General features: G+C 66.3%; 15 protein-coding genes. 5 read left to right on the top strand and 10 right to left on the bottom strand.

The features are described from left to right. Positions 1 to 553: 553 nt before the first annotated feature. Complete coding sequence (locus FOC84_RS33415; RefSeq protein ID WP_254241734.1) at positions 554 to 859, bottom strand: hypothetical protein; 306 nt, start codon at positions 857 to 859, stop codon at positions 554 to 556. A gap of 121 nt (positions 860 to 980) precedes the next feature. On the opposite strand from FOC84_RS33415, the gene FOC84_RS21750 reads away from it, so the two are divergent. After that, complete coding sequence (locus tag FOC84_RS21750) at positions 981 to 1,925, top strand: LysR substrate-binding domain-containing protein (protein WP_173146261.1); 945 nt, start codon at positions 981 to 983, stop codon at positions 1,923 to 1,925. A 131-nt stretch (positions 1,926 to 2,056) separates the two neighbouring features. Here FOC84_RS21750 and FOC84_RS21745 read toward each other — a convergent pair whose 3' ends face one another. Next, a complete protein-coding gene (locus FOC84_RS21745) occupies positions 2,057 to 3,574 on the bottom strand; it encodes an acetyl-CoA hydrolase/transferase family protein (RefSeq protein WP_173146260.1) in 1,518 nt (505 codons plus the stop codon). Positions 3,575 to 3,814: 240 nt separating this feature from the next. Here FOC84_RS21745 and FOC84_RS21740 point away from each other — a divergent pair, with 240 nt between their 5' ends. Together FOC84_RS21740 and FOC84_RS21735 are read left to right on the top strand one after the other, a co-directional pair. Continuing rightward, on the top strand, positions 3,815 to 4,735 hold the full coding sequence (locus FOC84_RS21740) for a LysR family transcriptional regulator (RefSeq protein ID WP_173146259.1): 921 nt from the start codon (positions 3,815 to 3,817) through the stop codon (positions 4,733 to 4,735). A gap of 233 nt (positions 4,736 to 4,968) precedes the next feature. Continuing rightward, a complete protein-coding gene (locus FOC84_RS21735; protein WP_173146258.1) occupies positions 4,969 to 7,377 on the top strand; it encodes a DUF3772 domain-containing protein in 2,409 nt (802 codons plus the stop codon). 47 nt (positions 7,378 to 7,424) lie between these two features. Here FOC84_RS21735 and FOC84_RS21730 read toward each other — a convergent pair whose 3' ends face one another. Together FOC84_RS21730 and FOC84_RS21725 are read right to left on the bottom strand one after the other, a co-directional pair. Next, positions 7,425 to 8,099 (bottom strand): hypothetical protein, encoded by a 675-nt coding sequence (locus FOC84_RS21730; protein WP_173146257.1) that lies wholly within the window; start codon positions 8,097 to 8,099, stop codon positions 7,425 to 7,427. 44 nt (positions 8,100 to 8,143) lie between these two features. After that, complete coding sequence (locus FOC84_RS21725) at positions 8,144 to 8,476, bottom strand: hypothetical protein (protein ID WP_254241733.1); 333 nt, start codon at positions 8,474 to 8,476, stop codon at positions 8,144 to 8,146. A 586-nt stretch (positions 8,477 to 9,062) separates the two neighbouring features. Here FOC84_RS21725 and FOC84_RS21720 point away from each other — a divergent pair. After that, a complete protein-coding gene (locus FOC84_RS21720; protein ID WP_042794630.1) occupies positions 9,063 to 9,353 on the top strand; it encodes an antibiotic biosynthesis monooxygenase family protein in 291 nt (96 codons plus the stop codon). Between the two features lie 30 nt (positions 9,354 to 9,383). Here FOC84_RS21720 and FOC84_RS21715 read toward each other — a convergent pair whose 3' ends face one another. From FOC84_RS21715 to FOC84_RS21690, 6 genes are all read right to left on the bottom strand, one after another. Then, the gene (locus FOC84_RS21715; RefSeq protein ID WP_173146255.1) at positions 9,384 to 9,743 is read right to left on the bottom strand and encodes a nucleotide pyrophosphohydrolase; all 360 of its coding nucleotides are present in this window, start codon (positions 9,741 to 9,743) and stop codon (positions 9,384 to 9,386) included. A gap of 8 nt (positions 9,744 to 9,751) precedes the next feature. After that, entirely contained in the window at positions 9,752 to 10,369 is a 618-nt protein-coding gene (locus tag FOC84_RS21710; protein ID WP_173146254.1) for a 3'-5' exonuclease, read from the bottom strand. Positions 10,370 to 10,373: 4 nt separating this feature from the next. Beyond that, the gene (locus FOC84_RS21705) at positions 10,374 to 10,598 is read right to left on the bottom strand and encodes a DUF1653 domain-containing protein (protein ID WP_059379521.1); all 225 of its coding nucleotides are present in this window, start codon (positions 10,596 to 10,598) and stop codon (positions 10,374 to 10,376) included. A gap of 104 nt (positions 10,599 to 10,702) precedes the next feature. After that, complete coding sequence (locus FOC84_RS21700; protein WP_173146253.1) at positions 10,703 to 12,139, bottom strand: methyl-accepting chemotaxis protein; 1,437 nt, start codon at positions 12,137 to 12,139, stop codon at positions 10,703 to 10,705. Positions 12,140 to 12,320: 181 nt separating this feature from the next. After that, complete coding sequence (locus FOC84_RS21695) at positions 12,321 to 13,031, bottom strand: glutathione S-transferase (protein WP_173146252.1); 711 nt, start codon at positions 13,029 to 13,031, stop codon at positions 12,321 to 12,323. A gap of 64 nt (positions 13,032 to 13,095) precedes the next feature. Continuing rightward, entirely contained in the window at positions 13,096 to 14,151 is a 1,056-nt protein-coding gene (locus FOC84_RS21690; RefSeq protein WP_254241732.1) for a GlxA family transcriptional regulator, read from the bottom strand. A gap of 152 nt (positions 14,152 to 14,303) precedes the next feature. Here FOC84_RS21690 and FOC84_RS21685 point away from each other — a divergent pair, with 152 nt between their 5' ends. Then, complete coding sequence (locus FOC84_RS21685; RefSeq protein WP_173146251.1) at positions 14,304 to 15,356, top strand: ABC transporter substrate-binding protein; 1,053 nt, start codon at positions 14,304 to 14,306, stop codon at positions 15,354 to 15,356. Positions 15,357 to 15,358 lie beyond the last annotated feature (2 nt).

The raw sequence follows: 15,358 nt of genomic DNA, 5'->3' as shown, positions 1-15,358 counted from the left end.
ATCGCTTGTCAAGTCGGCGTCACAATCTTCGTTTCGCTTTCTTGCCTGCGACCTCTTCAGGTCCGCCCTCTTTAGCAGCTATCGAAATATCAGGGTTAACCCTAAGCTTTCGGCAACTGCCAAGTCCAAGACTATAACACGATTTTTGCAGATTGTGCAATTGGCTTTTGCCTAACTTGCTGCAATCCTTGCAATAACCACGCGGCGTTCATTTCTGAAGCTTTGCGGCAGACCGGGCGCGAATGCTCTTGCCTGACCTGTTGTGCTTGCTTGGCTTCGCGGTTCAAAACTGGCTGAACTGCGAAGGAGCGAGACTATAGCACAAGTTTTCCGCCTGTCTTGGGGGCAGCCAACTATTTATTCGTACCTCGCGTCGAATCTTCCGGCTCTCCGCCGCCCGCGCGCTTCTTCCATGCGATGCAACACTATATATAGGCAGCGGGCCGAGCAGCGCGACGGTGACCGCGCGGCCCCGCCCCCTATATAGGTAGAGGACGAGGCCGCAAGGAAGAGACGGAATGCCAGGCCGCCAGTCAGGCGGCGGGGGATCCACCTACCAGCGCAGGTAGTCCACATCGCGAAGCCGGGCCAGGTCGCGCTTGACCGCGGCTTCGTTCATCAGCCATCTGGGTGCGCCCAGATCCTGCAGCATGTGCTCGTCCAGGTCAGCGGCCAGATGGCGCAGCCGCGCTTCATTGCGGCGCTTGCGATAGGCTGCCGCAAGCATGGCGAAGAATCCAGGCTGCGGCGCAGCCTGCTCGGCGCGAGGCGGGGCGCCGAGCACGGCCGCAGGTTGCTGACGATCCCTGGACGTGGCGGCCAGGGCCGGGGAAGGCGGGGTGCAAAGCTGTGCAGACATGATGGGCTCCAGGTATTGATGCACTTTGGTAAGCGTAGTCGCCCAATAGCCGGCTGAAAATCGAATTGTTTTGGGGTTATCGGTAAGCTATGATGACCAATCTTCCCCCCAGGTCCGAGCCATGCGCCTGCCACTCAGTACCCTCCCCGCCTTCCGAGCCGTGGCCGAGCTGCAGAATCTGCGCGCGGCGGCCGAACGGCTGCACCTGACCCACAGCGCCGTCAGCCAACAGATCAAGGTGTTGGAAACCCAATTGGGCTTTCCCCTGTTCGAGCGCAGCGGCCGGGGCATCGTCCTGAATTCGGCCGGCGCGGCGCTCCTGTGCAGCGTGCAAGGCGCCATGGCGCTACTGGATGAAGGCACGATGGCGGCATCCGCCGCGGCCTCGGGCAGCGAACAGCGCTTGCGCGTGTCGGTACTCCCCTCTTTCGCGCAACGTTGGCTGTTGCCGCGCATGGCGCGGTGGCGCGAGCGCAATCCGGGCCTGACGCTGGAAATCGAAACCTCGCAGCAAGTGGTGGATCTGTTGCGCGACGGCTTTCACGCCGCGCTGCGTTTTGGGCGCGGCCCCTGGGCGGGCGTGGAGTCGGAGACCTTGTTCAATACGCCTCTGCCCCTGATCGTCCTGGCGTCGCCGCAGACCGCGGCAGCGCTCCCCGACCATTCGCCGCAGACGCTGGCGCGCCAACCTTTGCTGGGCGAGCGCGATCTCTGGCAAACCTGGTTCAACGCCGCCGGGCTGAACACGCCCATCACGCCAGTGGCTTCCTTCAACGATGCCGGCATGATGATGCAAGCCGCCGAGCAGGGGCTGGGCATCACTCTGGGCCGCCAACTGCTGGCCGCCGACGCGCTGTGCTCGGGCCGGCTGGTGCAGATATCCCCCATCAGCATCGAGTACGAACAGGCGCAGACCTATCACCTGGTGTACCCACCCAGCCTGCGCGACTGGGCGCCGCTGGTGGAACTGAAGCAGTGGTTGCGAGACGAGCTGGAGATGTCGCGCGAAAACCTGACCGCCCCCAAGTCCGGCCCCGGGAAGAAAGGCCAGGCAAAAAAAAGGTAAAGCAGCGTCTGCTGCTTTACCTCTACCAAATCACGGCGCCAGCGGAAACCACGATCCGCAAGCCGGAATGCGCTACGCGCGCAAGAGCCGGCCGGCGCCGCGGCGGCGGCAGTCACACGTTACGGCGAACCTCAAGCTACCTTGCGCGCAGCCGGGCTGGCCGGCCGCATCGTATCGGTTTCATTGAAACGCTGGTGCCAGGAGAATGCTTCTTCGAGCAGATGCGGCGTCTGGCCGCCGCGCTCGCAGGCGCGGTCGAAATAGTCCTGCAGGACGTCGCGGTAGGACGGGTGCACGCAATTCTGGATGACCGCGCGCGCGCGCTCGCGAGGCGCCAGGCCGCGCAGGTCCGCGAGGCCGCATTCCGTGACCAGCACGTCCACATCGTGCTCGGTATGGTCCACATGGGAAACCATGGGCACCACGCTGGAGATGTCGCCGTTCTTGGCCATGGACTTCGACACGAAGATCGCCAGGTGCGCGTTGCGCGCGAAATCGCCCGAGCCACCGATGCCGTTCATCATGTGCGTACCGCCCACGTGCGTGGAATTGACGTTGCCGTAGATGTCGAACTCCAGCGCCGTGTTGATGGCGATTAGCCCCAAGCGGCGCACGATCTCGGGCGCATTGCTGATCTCTTGCGGGCGCAGCACGATGCGCTCGCGGTAGTGCTCCATGTTGGCCAGGATCTTTTCGTACACCGGCTTGGACACCGTGATCGAAGAGGCCGACGCGAACGCGAGCTTGCCCTGGTCCAGCAGTTCGATGGCGCTGTCCTGCAGCACTTCGGAGTACATCGTCAGGTTTTCGAAGCTGGACGACTCGAAGCCGTGCAGCACCGCATTGGCGATGGTGCCGATGCCGGCCTGCAAGGGCAGCAGCTCATTGGTCAGGCGGCCGGCGTCGACCTCGCGGCGCAGGAAGGCATTGATGTGGCCGGCGATGGCATTGGTTTCCTCGTCGGGCGGCAAGGCGTTGGACGGGCTGTCCGGCTCCTGCGTGATGACGATGGCGGCGATCTTGGCCGGATCCACGTCTATGCAGGTCTGGCCGATGCGCTGCGCCGGGGAAACCAGGCCGATGGGCTGGCGCGCCGGACGGGCTTCGGGCACGTAGATATCGTGCAGGCCCTCGATGGCGGCGGGTACGCCCATGTTCAGTTCGATGATGATGATGTCCGCCTGCTGCGCAAAGGAGGCGGAGTTGCCCACCGACATGGTCGGCACGATGGCGCCGGTCTCGGTGATGGCGGCGGCCTCGATGATGGCCACGTTGATGGGGCCGATATGGCCCGCGCGCAGTTGCTCGACGGTTTCGGACAGGTGCTGGTCGATGAAGGCGATCTCGCCCAGGTTGATCTTGCGGCGCAGGGTGGTGTCGACCTGGAACGGCATGCGGCGCGCAAGCGCGTTGGCCTGCGCCAGCATCTTGTCCGTGTCATGGCCCAACGACGCGCCGGTGATCAAGGTAATGGAGAGCGGTTCGCGCTCGGCGCGGGCCGCCAACGCCGCCGGCACCGACTTACAGTCGCCCGCGCGGGTGAAGCCGCTCATTCCGACGGTCATGCCGTCCTGTACCAGCGAAGCCGCCTGATCGGCGGAAGTGATCTTGGCGCGCAGCCCAGGGTGGCGGATACGGTCGAGATGCATGGTGTCTCCAGATTCAAGGGCCTACGTGCGGCGGGGCGCGGCGTTGCCGCCATGCGCCCAGGCGCCGTCTGACGCGGCGTTTCCCAAGGCTCCGGGGCCGACTCGAGGCGGCCCGGGAACGAATTTTCGGCAGTATAGGAAGGCCGGCTCAAATCTCGTAATGACTTAAAATCATCCAAACAAGTCGCTTTTTTCATCATTTGAGAGTTTTGCGCGCAATGCGCGAGGGAATCCCGGTCCATGGACGTGCGCGCATTGCGGTACTTCGTCGAAACCGTCAGGCATGCCAGCTTCACGCAGGCGGCCAAGGTGTTGTTCGTGACGCAGTCGACCGTGAGCAAAATGATCCGCCAGCTGGAAGACGAGGCCGGCACGCCGCTGCTGATCCGCGACGGCCACACGGCCCGCCCCACGGATACCGGCCGGATCATGTACCAGCGCGGCCTGCAGGTGCTGGAAACGATGCGCCAGCTGTCGGAAGAACTGCGCCAGACCGCGGACCTGCGCCGCGGCGCGCTCGAGGTCGGCATCCCGCCCATGATCAATCTGCTGTTCACGCCGGTGGTCAAGCGCTTCCGTGAATTGCATCCCGGCATCCACCTGACCCTGCGCGAAGGCACCGGCCAGGCCGTGGAAGGACTGGTCGCGAGCGGCGAGCTGGAAGTGGGCGCGACCATCCTGCCGATCGCGCCGGACGGCGGCCTGGCGGCCCAGCGCTTCGGCAGCTACCCGATCTGGGTGATAGGCCCGCCCGACGCGCCCTGGGCCGGCAAGACCTCGCTGCCGCTCGCCGCCCTGCGCGATGCGCGCCTGCTGATCCCAACCGACGACTTCGCCATCACCCGCCGCCTGCGGCAGGCTTTTGCCGAAGCCGGCTTGCAGCCCGGCATCGCCGCCCAAAGCGCGCATTGGGATTTCCTGGTGGCGATGGCCTCGGCGGGCTTGGGCGTGGCCTTGCTGCCCGAACCGCTGATGCTGCGCATGAAGACGCGCGGCCTGAGCACCGCGAAGCTGGCCAAGTCCGGCATGCAATGGGAAGTCGGCCATATCTGGCAGCAGTCCGGCTATCTGTCCTTTGCCGCCCGCGCCTGGCTGGAGGTGTGCGACGCGGTGCTTGGCAAGCCGAAGCAGGGCGCCGCACGCAGCGCCCACCCCGTCTGAGTTGAATCCAAACGTTGACCACGTAAACAGGGTTTGCGGGAACCTGCCGCGCATCGACCCGCCAGAGGCGTCTTATCGTCTATCTGTCCCTATTTCTATCCCTGATCCACACTACCGCTCCATCGGGTAGGCACATCAAAAAAAATAGGGCCGCAGCACTCGTTTTTGTTGCAACGGTCAGGCCGCCGGCGCGCTATGCTCCCGCCTCGAATGCGAGCGACTCGCCCCAGAATATGACACAGACTTCCATTGCCCTGCCCGCGCGGCCCCGGCGCACGCGCCCGCCCGTTTTCGTGGCGCTGATCGCAGCGCTGCTGCTAGTACTTTTCCTGCTGCCGGCCCACGCGGCGGCGCCGCCCACGCCCGTCGATACCGAAGTGGCGCTGGCGACCGCGCGCAAGCAGATCGACGACATCCGCAAGCGGGTCGCCGACGAGACCGATGACGCCACCTTGGTGAAACAGCGCGGCGATGCGCTGGACATCCAGTCCAAGGCCGATGCCGCCGCCGAGGCCCTGACGCCTCAGCTGGCCAGCGTGACGGCCCGGTTGAGCGAACTGGGCACGCCGCCCGAAGGCGTCAAGGAAGCGTCCGACGTCGCGGCTCAACGCATGCAGCTCGACAAAACCAGCCGGGCGCTGGATGCGCAGATCAAGCTGGCCAGGCTGCTGTCCGTGGATGCAGGGCAGACGGCCGAGCAGATATCGGCGCAGCGGCGCAAGCAATTCCAGGCGCGCCTGGGCGAGCGGCGCGATTCCTTCCTGTCCGACCAGTTCTGGACCGAGTTCCGCGAGGAGTTCCCGCGCGACCTGGAGCGCCTGGAGGCGCTGCGCGACGACCTCGCGACCGCGGTCGGACAGACGCCGAAATGGGGCTGGCTGCTATTGGGCGCGGCGATCGCGCTGACGATCGCCTTGCGCGTCGCCATCGGCCGGATGCTGCTGCGGATAACCGCCACGCGCGTGCCGCCGGGGCGCCTGCGCCGCTCCTTTCTGGCGGTCACGCATGTGGTCCTGGCCGTCGCCACGCCGGGCGTCGTCGCTCTGTTGATCCACATGGGGCTGGATTGGAATTCGCAGCTGAGCGACAGCACCTCGTCGCTGCTCGCGAACCTGGTGGGGACGGTCTGCTTCGGCGGCTACGTGTCCGGCCTGGGCTATGCGCTCCTGTCCGCGAACCGGCCGTCGTGGCGCCTGCCGCCCATCAGCGACATTGTGGCGACGCGGCTGCGCTGGCTGCCCGGCGTGCTGGGCGTGCTGGTGGTGATGATCTGGCTGGCCGAGCGCCTGCCGGTGCTGTTGAACGCCAGCCTGACCACCACCATCACGCTGACGGGCATCGTCGCGGTCCTGACCATGGCGACGCTGGGCGCGGTGCTGGCCATCAGCCGCCGGCTGCGGCGCCAGGCCATGCAGGAAAGCGAAACGCCGATCCCGTTCTGGGTGTCGCTGCTGCTGGGCGCGGTGTGGACCGTGCTGATCCTGAGCCTGGCGAGCCTGCTGGCGGGCTATGTGGCATTCGGCAGCTTCATGGTCAAGCAGGTGCTGTGGGTGCTGATCGTGCTGGCCTCGGCATACCTGTTGTCGACGCTGATCGAGGATGGCTTCAGTACGCTGCTGGGCACCTCGCACCGCGACGGCGGCGAGCACGAAGCGCCCAGCATGCGCGACCAGGCGGCCGTGCTGCTGTCGGGCGTCGGCCGGGTGGCCGTCGGCCTGCTGGCCGTGATCCTGCTGCTGGCGCCCTTCGGCGAAGCGCCAATGGACCTGCTGCAGCGCTTCGACCAACTGCGCAAGGGACTCGCCATCGGCGAAGCCCAGATCCGTCCGGGCGCCGTGCTGCAGGCGCTGATGGTGCTGGCGCTGTCGCTGCTGGCCGTGAAGATGCTCAAGCGTTGGCTGTCCAACCGCTACCTGCCCACGACCGAGCTGGATCCGGGCATGCAGCTGTCGGCCGCCACGCTGTTCGGCTATGCCGGCTTCGTGATCGCCGTGGCGCTGTCGCTGTCGGCCGCGGGCATAGGCCTGGAACGCGTGGCGTGGATCGCGAGCGCGCTGTCGGTGGGTATCGGTTTTGGCTTGCAGGCGGTGGTGCAGAACTTCGTGTCCGGCCTGATCCTGCTGGCCGAGCGCCCGGTCAAGGTGGGCGACTGGGTGTCGCTGGGCGGCGTCGAGGGCGACATTCTGCGCATCAACGTGCGCGCCACGGAAATCCAGATGGGCGACCGCTCCACGGTGATCGTGCCTAACTCGGAGTTCGTCACCAAGACCGTGCGCAACGTGACCCGCTCGAACCCGCTAGGGCTGGTGCAGATCAAGCTGCCCTTGCCGCTGTCCACCGACGCCGAGCAAGTGCGCGAATTGATCCTGCAAGCCTTCTCGGACCACGAGGACGTGCTGGACACGCCCGCGCCCAACGTCTTCCTGGACGGCATCGAAGGCGGCAACCTGGTCTTCAATGCCAAGGGCTACGTATCCTCGCCCCGGGCGGCCTATGGCGTGCGCAGCGCCCTGCTGTTCACCCTGCTCAAGCGCCTGCACGAGGCCGGCCTGGAGGTGTCGTCGCCGCCCACCATGCTGCTGGCTTCGGCGCCGCAGCCGAGCGCGGCGCCGCTCGCCGTCGCACCGCCGGCCCAGTCCTAGCATCCTGCCGCTGTCCCGCCCCGCGCGGGACCGGCGGGCCGCCTGCCTCAGCCCGGCGTATACAGGTCGGTATAGGTCCGATTGCGCAGCGGCGGCGACGCCAGTGCGGCGCTCTGGACGCTGCGCACCGGATAGGCCTGCGCCTCGGGCGCGGGAGGCGCAGGCGGCACGGGCCGGTCGGCCAGGACCGGGCCGCCGGCAGGCGGCGCCACCTGCGCCACCGCATTGCCGTCGAAGCGGTGATCCGCCGTCGTCAGCGCAGGATTGGTGCACAGCCCCTGCGCCACCAGCGCCGCCTTGGTGCGGTCGTCGGTCTGGCACAGGATATCGATGGCCGCGGTTTCCAGGCGGCGCGAGCGGTCCGCGTCCCTGGTCGAGGCGGCCGCCTGCATGGTGCGTTCGAAGTTGCGCCGCAGACTGCACTTCTGGTCCTCGATCGGGATCGCGATGTTCATACCGAAGCCGACCACGGCGCCGCCCCCGCCCGCCGAAACCATGCAGCTGTCGGACGAGAAAGAACCGTAGAAACTCTGTCCGCCCAGCGGCGGCACGCTGCGCAATGTGCTGGACCCGCTGTTGTTGGAGTTGAGCGTAATGCCCTGATTATTGCCGGCGTTGGTCGATCCCGAGGACGCCGATGTCGTCGCGCTGGAACTGCTGGTCTGGGCGCTGGCGGACACCGCCGCCAGCGACAGGGAAATGGCAAGCACTATGGTCTTCATGATGTCCCCTCGCCCGGACGGCCGAAGCCGTCCGGATAACTGGGTCAGTGATTGAAACCGCCGACATGGCCCACCGGGCCGATGCCGTGTATCGACCCGAACGCCCCCACATTCACCGCATGGAACGAGCCCGTCGCCGAAGCGCTGGTATCCGTCTTGGCGAACGTGGCGCCGCCATTGGCGATGCTGTCGCCCACCATGATGGGCGCGTTGCCCGACACATGGCCGTACGAATCGCTGTTGGCGTACTGGCGCGTGCTGGTGACCACCTGCGTGCCATCGCGGCTGAAGCTGCCGCCCACTTCCGCAACGCCGCCCGTCATGCCGAACGACACCTGGGTGGAAGAGCCGTAGCCGTTGATCTGGGTAGCGGCCACGGAACTGCCTGTGGAGATGGAAGATGCAGTGCCATTGATTGCGCCGGCGTGGCCCGTAATTGATCCGCCAGGGTCCGCATAGGCCGAGACAGCGAACAAGGACAACGCAGCGACTGTTATGAGCTTTTTCATTTCAGCTCCTCCTGCTCCGTGCATGCACGGATTCACGATTACCGGCGACCGACCGGCGCGGACCGTTACCGCTCAGCGCCACGCCTGGACAATGACGAAAGGCGTGGGACTTTCGTATTGGTACGGAATGATTGCGCCGTCCTAGGCAAGTCGATATCGGCTAAACGGGCGACCGAGTTCCGATGGACGACGCCAAGCTGTAAAACAATTGGCCAGATTTGCGGCAATCTTGCGCAGCGCCCGTGCGTATGGACGAGGAGAAACGCGCTGGATCCGCGCCGCGCGCGTCCGGATTCAACTTTTTGGATGGGGCGGCGGGCGGTCGGCTCGGGCAAGTTCCCTAGCGCGCACAACCGAAGCGGCGGCGGCCGGTGTACGCCAGGTCCGGCGTTTTCAGCGATACTACGGCGGCCGGCCGGGCGCTACCCGGCCTCATCTGTTTGGAGACCTGACCATGATCCAGGAGATTGCCAGCATCCATGTCCGCGAAGGACAGGAAGCGCTGTTCGAGGCGGGCGTCGCGCAAGCGAAACCGCTGTTCTTGCGGGCCCGCGGCTGCCACGGCATGGAGCTGTACCGCAGCATCGAACAGCCGCAGCGCTATACGCTGGTGGTGGACTGGGAAACCGTCGAGAACCACATGGTCGATTTCCGCGAATCCAGCGATTTCCAGGAATGGCGCAAGCTGGTGGCGGGCTTTTTCGTCGAACCGCCCCAGGTGCATCACGAACAGAAAGTGATCTGACGCGGCCGGCCTGACCGCGCCGCGCGCGAGTCAGGACTGTTCGGGCGGATCGTCATACTTGCGCGCGCTGCCGCGAAAACGGTCCGCCGGATACTTCCGCGCATTCTTGATCATCTTGCCCGCGACCGCGTCGGCGATATCGATGCCGAGCTGGTCGGCCAGGGCCACCAGGTACATCTGCACATCGGCGATTTCGTCTGCCGCATCCGCCAGCTTCTCGGGCGGCATCCTGCGCGACTCGGCCTCGCTCAGCCATTGGAACAGGGACACGAGTTCGCCCGCCTCGCCGGCCAGCGCCATCGCCAGGTTCTTGGGCGTATGAAACGGCTGCCACTCCCGCTCTTCGGTAAACCGGCGCACGGCCAGCCGGATCTGTTCCAGGTCGGACATCGAAACTCCTAGGCCGCGGCCAGGCGGGAACTCGCCGCCAGCGCCACGGCCACGGTCGTGCGCACGTCGGCCAGCGCGCGGTGAGTGGGATCGGAAGCGCCCACATGGCGCGCCAGGATGTCCAGCTTGTGCGAAGGCAGCTCCGGCCATGCGCGCCGCGCCAGGGCCAGCGTGCAATGGGTGGAGTTGGCGAAAGGCAGGCCGGTCTGGTCCGCCGCCGCGCCCAGGAAGCGCCGGTCGAACGAAGCATTGTGGAAAAACACCGGCAGATCTTCCACGAATTCCAGGAAGGAGGAAAACGCCTGCGCCACCGGCACGCCGTCGCGCTCGACTTCGGCCTGCGTGATGCCGGTCAGGCGGCTGATGAAAGGCGGCACCGGCCCGCGCGTGCGCACGACTTGCGTGTACTCGCGCTCAAGCGCTCCTGCCGCGCCCACGCGCACCGCCGCGAACTCCAGGATCTCGCAGGTAGCGGTGGACAGTCCGGTGGTTTCCAGGTCGGCCACGATGAACGGACCGCGCAATGCCTGCAGCGCCGCGGCCAGCGCCTCGCCGCCCGCCTTGCCGCCCGCGGATCGGGCAGGCGCAGCGCCGCTTGCGCGCGGCCGCCGATAGTAGAACGCCACGGCCTTACTCCGCCGGCCGCAAGGGCGCGAAACGCGGCGTGCCGTCGGGCAACTGGCCGAAGAACATGTCGGCCGGACGCACCCACAAGCCGCGCTCGTGCGGCCACAGGTGTTCGTAGACGACCAGCGACTCTTCGGTTTCAGAGTGGCGGGCGGTGCCCACGTAGAGGTAGAGGCCGCCCTTGTAATGGCGGTGCGAGGCGAGAGCCAGTGCTTCGGATTCGGTCATGGACGGTGGCTGCAAATGGCGCGGCCCGGGCAGATGGTTCCTGCCCGGGCCTGCGGGTTCAGATCAATACCGTCTTTATAGCGCATCGGGCCGGCGGCGCCGGCTCAGTAGCGCACGTACTGCCTTTCGGCCTGCGGCTGCAACGGTCCATTGGCGGCCGGCCTGGCCCGCAAGGCTGGCGCCATGGGCCTGACCGGGGCGGTGGGCGGCGCAGCGCGCGCAGGCTCGCCGGCCCGCTGCGTGATGTCCTCGGTGACCTCGCCGAGCCTGGCGGACTGGGCCAGCGACACCTCCACCACCTCTGCCATGATTTCAGTCACGCGGCGCGACGATGCCACGATGTCGTCCATGGTCGTGCCGGCCGACTGCACCTGGCGCGCGCCGCTCTCGACCTGCTGCACCGAAGAGGTGATCAGGCCCTTGATCTCCTTGGCCGCCGCGGCGCTGTTCTGCGCCAGGCTGCGCACCTCGGCCGCGACCACGGCGAAACCCTTGCCGTGGGAACCTGCGCGCGCGGCCTCGACCGCGGCGTTCAGCGCCAGGATATTGGTCTGGAAGGCGATGCCGTCCATGACTCCGATGATTTCGGAGATGCGGCGCGAACTCTGGGTGATGCCGCCCATGGTCTGCACCACTTCCTGCACCGTGTGGCCACCCTGCTCGGCGACGCGACAGGCGTCCAACGCCAGCGTATTGGCCTGGCCCGCGCGCTCGGCGTTTTCGGTCAGGCCCTGGACCGCGACGCGCAGGGTCTGGGCGGCGGTAAAGCGCCGCGTGATGTCGGTGGCGTACTTGACGACCTTGACCGGCCGGCCCTCGGCGTCGAAGATCGGGTTGTAGCTGGCTTCGATCCAGACTTGGCGGCCGCCCTTGCCGAGGCGCAGGTACTGCCCGGTGTCGTGCTCGCCATTGCGCAGCCTGCGCCAGAACTCCTGGTACGCCGCGCCGCGCGCCTCTTCCGGCGGGACGAACATGCTGTGGTGCCGCCCCTGGATCTCGTCCGCGCGATAACCCACCGCGCCCAGGAACAGGTCGTTGGCGCGGATGATGGTGCCGTCGAGTTCGAACTCGATGATGGCCTGCACCTTGGAGATCGCCGCCAACTGGCCTTCCACGTCCGCCTGCCGCTGCTGCTGCGCGGTGATGTCCACGGCGTACTTGACCACTTTTATCAGACGATCGTGGCGGTCGAAGATCGGGTTGTAGGAAGCTTGCAGCCAGACGTCGCTGCCGTCCTTGCGGACCCGCCGATAGCGTCCCGCGTCGCGGCCGCCCTGCCGCAGGCGATTCCAGAATTCCGCATAGGCGGCCGATGCGCGCTCCGCGGGGTCGACGAACATGCGGTGGTGCTGCCCCGCGATCTCGTCCAGTGCGTAGCCCATGGTGCCAAGGAAGTTCGGGTTCGCCGCCAGGACGTGGCCGTCCAGGTCGAACTCGATGACGGCCTGGGCGTTGTGGATCGCTGCGATCTGCCCAAGCATGTCGGCCTTCTGCATGCCGCGGTCCATGCGCAGCAACTGGCTGAGGGGAATCCATTTCATCGTGACGTCTCCTACCCGGGAATGGGTGGCCTGATGCCGTTCGACCTATCTGCCGCGAGACAAATGGAAATATTTATTTAACAATTTGCAAATATTTAATCTTAAAAATGAGTAGGTCTCAAGATTTTCAAGAGACCCATCAAAAAAATCGGCATTCAGCAACACCAGGGTTTATCCGGACTCAAGCCGCATCCAATTCGCGATATTGGCGAAATATCCCCTCCCCGAAAGGCAGGCGCCTGCCGCTTTCAAAATACGGCTGCAATTCCGCCAATGCCGCCACGCGCGCATGCAACGCCATGACGTTGGGATAGCGCACCGCCAGCGTCGCCATGCGTTTCGGAAAGGCATACAGCAGGCCGTCGACCAGGTGGAACATGGACAGGTCCACATAGGTCCAGCGCTTGCCGCCCGCGAGCCATGTCTGCGGCCCATCCAGCACGCTCTCGAAGTAGCCCAGGAACTTGGGCATGCGCTCTTCGCGGAAGCAGCGCGCGCGGCGCGCGGCCTCGACCTTCTGGTCTTCGTAGTACTCGCTGGCGGATATCGGATGATGCGTGTCGTGCGCTTCGGCCACCATGTCGGCGATGGTGAGCTGCAGCTGGTTCACCCACAGCCGCCCTTCCAGCGAGTCCGGCGCCAGGCCGTGCTTTTCGCCCAGGAACAGCAGGATGTTGGCGGTCTGCGCCAGCGTCATCCTGCCTGCGACCAGATAGGGCGGCGCGAACGGCGGATGCTTGCGCGCCGCACTCAGGTCCGCGACCAGCGTGCCTTCATCCGCGCCCGGCTGGCGCGCGCATTCGCGATAGGGGATGCCACCGGCCTCCAGGGCCAGGCGCACGAACTCGCCGCGCCCGGGTATGCCGTCCCAATACCAAAGGTCATAGGTCATGCCGTCTCCTTCCGTTGATAAGCCCAGGGCCTGCCGACGCCGGAACGAGCCGTCCGGAGAGGCCTCAGGCGGGAAACACGCTGACTTCGCCGTCGCGGCCAGCGGCCTGCTGGTACTGGCGCGGTGACTGGCCGAAATGCGCGCGGAAATCGCGCGAGAAATGCGCGCCGTCCGCGAACCCGCAATCCAGCGCGATCTGCGTAATGCTGCTGGGATTGTTCAAGAGCAGCCAACTGCCGTACTCCAGCCGCAACTGCCGCTGGAACGCCATGGGCGACATGCCCGTGGCCAGGCGGAAGGCGCGCTCCAGCTGCCTGCGCCCGACGCCGACGTAGCGCGCGATCGCATCCAGCGGCGGAGGATTGTCGATGCGCTGTTCGATGAAATGCGCGGCCTGGCGCACGCGCAGATCCTGGATGCCCGACAAGTCCGTGCGGAAGTGCGCCTGCGGCACGCGCCCTGGGCGCACGCCTTGCAGCATCATGTGCCGCATCGCCTGCTGGGCCTTGTCGCGCCCGCAATGCCGGGCCACCAGATACAGCGCCAGGTCGATCGCGGCCGTGGAGCCTGCGCAGGAAATCAGGTCGCCTTCGTCCACGAACAGCCGGTCCACCACCGCCCGGGCCTGCGGAAAACGTTCGCGGAAGGTATCCAGCACGTTCCAGTGCACGCAGACCGTGCGCGGCCCGATAACGTCCGCCTGCGCCAGCGCAAAGGTGCCTGTGCATATGCCCAGCAGGCGCACGCGCTGTGCGGCCGCCAGCCGCAGCCAGTCGCGCAGGGGTTCGGGCAGGCGCCCGTTGAAGTAGTCGTTGCCGCCGCAAACCGCCACATAGTCGAACTGCGCGGGATCGTCGGGCAGGCCGTCGGCCACGTCTATGGTCAGGCCCGCGCTGGAGCAGCGCGGCTTGCCGTCCCAGCTCATGACGCGCCAGGCGGTATGGATCTGGCGGCTGCGTCCGCCGTGGTCGCCCGCCAGCCGCAAGACGTCCACCAATCCGGCAAAGGCGGCCAGCGTGAACTGGTCCAGCAGCACGATGCCTACGGTCAGTGCGGGTTTCCCCTGAGGCGGGCCGCTGAACTCGTCGTCATAGGAGAAAGACGGAGCCGCGGCGGACATGGCGGTTTCCATGTCGCAATTATTCAAGTTTTTGTCCCAGGCCTTCAAGCTGGTTTTCCCGGGGATCGCCCAAGATGCATCTATGGCACCGTCCCTCAGCGCCCGCCGGCGCAGGCACGGCGGGGCCGATAAATCGACTAGGGGAATCCGACATGGCAACACCTACCCGCCGCGCGCTACGCGCCGCATTGCTTGGAGCCGGACTGCTGGCCGCCGGCCAGGCGCTGGCCCAGCAGCAGAAGATCACCGTCGCCTGGTATGGCGGCAATTGGGGCGACGCGTTCCGCGCCTGCGTGGCCGAGCCTTACACCAAGGCGACCGGCGTGGCGGTGGTGCCGGAAGTGGGCACCTCCACCACCACGCTGGCCAAGCTGCAGCAGCAGAAGGGCGCGCCCACCATAGACGTGGCCTGGATGGACGGCGGCATCAGCGAACTGGCCGCCGCAGCCGGCGTGCTGGACGCACTGGACCCGGCCGGCATACCCCACCTGAAGAACGTCATCGACCAAGGCGTGTACCGCAACGGCGATAGCGCCTACGCGGTCAGCACCGGCTACTACTCGCTGGGCATCGCGTACAACACCAAGGAAGTGCCCCAACCTCCGACCAGCTGGAAGGACCTGTGGAAGCCCGAGTACGCCGGCGCCGTGGCCATTCCTTCGCCGGCGAACTCGTCGGGCGTGCCGTTCATCTTCTTCCTGGCGCGGGTGTTCTCGGTCGACCCTTCCAATCTGGCGCCGCTGTACGCCAAGCTGGCGTCGCTGGACACGGCCTTGTTCTTCGACAGCTCGGGCGCCGCGACCAACGCCTACCAGAGCGGCGAGGCCATCATCGGCGCGCACTTCAACGTGGGCGCTTGGGATCTGATCGACAAGGGCTTGCCCATCGGCTTCGCCGTGCCCAAGGAAGGCGCCTGGGCCACGGATGCGCGCCTGCATCTGGTCAAGAACGCGCCGAACAAGGCCGCCGCGCAGAAGTTCATCGACACCGCGCTCACGCCGGATGCCGCCGCCTGCCTGGCCACCCGCCTGTACCTGGGCCCCGCCGTCAAGGACGTGCAGGTGTCCAAGGACGTGGCGCGCAAGCTGCCCTGGGGCGCGGACGGCTCGGTCAAGGACCTGAGCCTGTTCGACTGGAACCTCATCAACAGCCGCCGCGCCGAGGTCACGGACGCCTGGAACCGCCAGGTCGCCCGCAAGCGCTAGAC

It is taken from the genome of Achromobacter pestifer (genome assembly GCF_013267355.1).
GTDB classification, from domain to species: Bacteria; Pseudomonadota; Gammaproteobacteria; order Burkholderiales; family Burkholderiaceae_B; genus Achromobacter; species Achromobacter pestifer_A.
This window is presented reverse-complemented; position numbering and strand designations above follow the sequence as displayed.